This window comes from Bacillus sp. LL01, from assembly GCF_001037965.1.
On the sequence record NZ_LFEL01000186.1, the window covers coordinates 1 to 4074 of the forward strand.

The following is a 4074-nucleotide window of genomic DNA, read 5'->3' on the forward strand; positions in this document are numbered from 1 at the left end:
GAGGGGAACGCCAAATGTACACGATCTTTTCTATTTTTGCCTCATTAGCCTACTTAGTCCCTATTATCATCGTTGTCACATGGATGATCATCACTCTAACCTTCCATCGAAAGCAAATCGAGCAAAACAACCGAATCATTGAATTGCTCGAAAATTCGAATGAGAAAAAGGTATTTGATAAAAGCAATCGATAAAGAATCGGCGACTTTGATGTTGCTGATTCTTTAATGTAGATCGCTATCTCCTAGTTTTTTACAGTAAATGATGAGGGAAATGTAGGATTGTTTACTATTTTAGCGTAATTCTACCTCTCGACGGTTTAATATTAAATCGTTTTAGGTATTTCATTGCATATCACAATTTATAACGTTCAATGCTATTTTAATATCAATCTTGATCTATGGTTTAATAAAAAGGTCGCTAAAACTTGTCTTACAAACTAAACATAGAGGGAGTGTTTGCGATTAAAAGTGGTAGTATTGTGTTTAAAGTTTCGGTAGGGTTAGCAGCATTGTTTGTGCTAATAGGTGTAGTCATCCCTACACAATTGGCAGAGGCAATGAATAGTGCTCAAGCGTTTGTACAAGAATCATTTGGCTGGTTTTATCAGCTCGTAACTACGTTCTTCTTACTATTTGCTGCGTTTATGATCTTTAGTAAATTCGGGAAAATTAAGCTTGGAACACCAGAATCAAAACCAGATTACAGCCGTCCGACTTGGTTTGCGATGTTATTTTCTGCTGGAATGGGGATCGGACTTTTATTTTACGGAGTATCTGAACCGATTGCCCATTTTTCAGCCCCACCAATGGGAGAAGGCAGTACAGAGACATCGGCTATTATGGGGATGCGTTATACATGGCTGCACTGGGGCCTGCATGCATGGGCGATTTATGCGATTGTCGCGATGGCTCTTGCTTATCAAAAGTTTAGAAAAGGGGCACCTGGATTAATGAGTGCGACCCTTTACCCGGTGCTTGGTGAAAAGGTGAAAGGCCCGATTGGTCATACGGTCGATATCGTGGCCGTATTTGCGACCTTATTTGGAGTAGCCGCTTCATTAGGTCTAGGTTCTCAGCAAATCAATGCTGGACTGTCCTATTTAATTGGGATTCCAAATCATTTCGGTATTCAAATGGCGATCATGGGAATCATCACGGTGCTCTTTTTGATCTCTGCCAATACGGGGATCTCAAAAGGAATTAAATACTTAAGTAATACCAATATGTCCATCGCAGTCGTCTTATTTTTTACGATGCTTATTTTAGGACCAACGTTATTCTTACTCAATATGTTTACGACAACCTTAGGGAGCTATGCTCAAAACTTGCTGCAAATGGGATTGCGTTTATCTCCATTTGATGAAACGGAAGCAGCCTGGACACAAGGCTGGACTGTTTTCTACTGGGCATGGTGGATTTCATGGACACCATTTGTCGGGATGTTTATTGCCCGCGTATCAAAAGGACGGACGATCCGCGAATTTACCGTTGCCGTTATTTTAGTTCCAACGCTGGTATGTGCGATGTGGTTTACGGTATTTGGCGGAACAGGAATTTTCCTCGAATTGACGCAAGGACTCGATGTTTCAGGTCAATCGTTAGAGACAGCTTTATTCTTTGTCTATCAACAGCTACCACTAGGTGTATTGCTTTCGATATTAACGATCGCGTTGATCACGACATTCTTTGTCACCTCTGCTGACTCTGCTACCTTTGTTCTCGGGATGATGACAACTGGTGGCTCTCTCAATCCATCAACTAAGGTAAAAACGACTTGGGGCATTATCCTTGTCGCAGCAACGAGCGTTCTGATGGCATCAGGCGGACTAGCAGGCCTCCAAACCGCAATTATTGTCAGTGCCTTTCCACTTACATTCATTGTTCTGACGATGTGCTATGGTCTAGTCAAAGCTCTGAACCAAGAGCTGAAAAAGCAAGGACCGTTAAATCCACCACAAGATGTGCGGAAAAAGAAAGCAAGTTAATGAAAAAAGAGTTGGTAGAGAGCAGAAACGCTCCTACCAACTCTTTTTGTGTTTTAGAAAGAGGGTGTTACTTCTCCGGTGTAATGTAAGGAACCATTTCTGCAACTGCTCCTACAGACGCCCCGCGAATAAAGTCTTCGCCCACTAAAACTTCGAGATTTTGCGTTTGGCCCGTTAACATGACGCCTAAGATCTCAACATCTTCAATTAAAGCATCTTCGTTTGCATCTAAAAACTCTTGGATCGCATCATTATATCCCCGGTCATCATACGTTTTAAGTGCGTCCACAAAATGTGGGTACGCATCTTCAGGTGATTCACCTGGATCAAATCCGTAAACCGGCATGCCGGCTGKCCCCATACTTTCATCTCGTATTTCAGAAGTCATGTATAGCCAAACGATATTCAAATTATCTGGAATTCTTTCTTGAATCTCTTGAAAAGGATACGGTTGATCAAACGAAATCGCTACCTCTGCAACATGATTCGCCATCTGTGCAACATCTGCTAATTCGTTCTGTATGCCATCATGATACTCTTCTATGGAAGGGTGATAGAAGGTCGCGACTTTCTTTTTCGTTTGTTTGTCATATTCATAAAATCCGGTATCTGACCAGTAAAAGCCTGGTATTAACTCATTAAAATCTATTTCGCTGCGCAGCCATCCGTACGAACTAGTAAGCGTGCTCCATTGAACGACATAGCCATTAATGTTTTTAGAACGATTCGTTATGATATTGCCGCCGAACATTGATCGGTTGCTTGTCRCTTGAGAATCAATTTGAACATTGGGTTGAGATATGTTGTGATGTAAAAAAAGTGCCTCATGCAGTCTCATCGTACTTTTCGCAGCAAAGTAATTTCCCGTCTTATAAAAGACCGGTAATAGAATTAGTACAACGATGATTGAGATAAGAGCTATTTTTATAATTTGCTTTCGTTTCGCTTTCTTTAACGCCTGTTTTAATGAGATATCCATTAATGTTGTCCTCCGATCTTTGAGTGAATGAATTTCCGTGCACGATACAACTTCTGCTTCACACTGTCTACTTTAATGTCCAAAACAGCGGCAATCTCTTCATAAGATAAATCATAGTAATACTTCAGAAGGAAAACCTCTTTGTATTCTTTTTTTACGTCCTTTAACAGATAGAAAATTTCATCCTTATTTAAAATCGCGTCAAACTCACGATCAGTATGTTGAAGCTTTGAATAAATCTCTTCACTAAAGTAGATGTTCTGCTTTTCTTTTTTTCTCTTTAGATCAATATGTTCATTCAAGGACACTCGAAAAAACCAAGGGCGTAAGTTATTCTCATTCAGGTCATCGAGCAGGGTGTACACTTTATAAAATGTATTTTGAATGATATCTTMCGCATCTTCTTTTGTCGCTCCCTTCACGAGTAACAGCCGAAACACTTCCTCTCCTAATTGGRTAAGATAGGAGGCTAGCAGATTTTCTTTTTTCATTATTTATCCTCCCAACACTTATACAACGAATGGGTATTTCAAAATGTATACACTAAAATCCATTTTATATAAATGAAGGAGGGAATGGAGGATTTTCTGTTTGAGAGTTTAGTTATTTTAATAAGAAATAGGGAGGACAAAATRATTGTAAAAAGTTAGAAAATTAAGATAATATGAGAATGAGAGTTCAATGTAGCTAATGACGTTATTAGGTGCAAAGCCAAAATCAAGGAGGTTTCTATGCTACAGCACTATGAACCATTCAACGTCGAGTCAAACGGGGTCACCATTAACGGAATAAAGGGAGGGTCTGGCCCGCCGTTACTCTTACTTCATGGCTATCCACAAACGCATGTGATGTGGCATAAAGTCATCGATCAATTGGCGGAGAGGTTTACAGTCGTTGCGACAGATCTCCGTGGGTACGGAGATAGCAGTAAGCCTGAAGGGGAGGCTGATCACAGCAACTATTCGAAGCGCGTCATGGCTAAAGACCAAGTGAATGTGATGCGAGAGTTAGGCTTTGAGGAGTTTCATTTGGTAGGACATGACCGCGGTGCAAGAGTGGGATATCGGTTAGCGTTAGACCATCCAGAACAGGTTAAAAAGTATGTCGC

General features: G+C 40.6%; 5 protein-coding genes. 3 read left to right on the forward strand and 2 right to left on the reverse strand.

Annotated elements, in window-relative coordinates; all coding sequences use genetic code 11:
* Together AB685_RS27585 and AB685_RS27590 are read left to right on the forward strand one after the other, a co-directional pair.
* A partial coding sequence (locus tag AB685_RS27585) for a hypothetical protein (protein WP_047973800.1) occupies positions 1 to 194 on the forward strand: 194 nt, incomplete at its 5' end.
* Positions 195 to 463: 269 nt separating this feature from the next.
* Complete coding sequence (locus tag AB685_RS27590) at positions 464 to 1987, forward strand: BCCT family transporter (protein ID WP_047973804.1); 1524 nt, start codon at positions 464 to 466, stop codon at positions 1985 to 1987.
* 67 nt (positions 1988 to 2054) lie between these two features.
* On the opposite strand, the gene AB685_RS27595 is transcribed toward AB685_RS27590, so the two are convergent.
* Positions 2055 to 2966: a sigma factor regulator N-terminal domain-containing protein gene (locus tag AB685_RS27595; protein ID WP_047973801.1), complete on the reverse strand. Its 912-nt coding sequence runs from the start codon at positions 2964 to 2966 to the stop codon at positions 2055 to 2057.
* Positions 2966 to 3457 carry an RNA polymerase sigma factor gene (locus AB685_RS27600; protein WP_047973802.1) on the reverse strand — a complete coding sequence of 164 codons (492 nt, stop codon included), beginning with the start codon at positions 3455 to 3457 and terminating at the stop codon, positions 2966 to 2968. The genes AB685_RS27595 and AB685_RS27600 overlap by 1 nt, the downstream gene beginning before the upstream one ends.
* 240 nt (positions 3458 to 3697) lie before the next feature.
* Here AB685_RS27600 and AB685_RS27605 point away from each other — a divergent pair.
* A partial coding sequence (locus AB685_RS27605; protein WP_047973803.1) for an alpha/beta hydrolase occupies positions 3698 to 4074 on the forward strand: 377 nt, incomplete at its 3' end.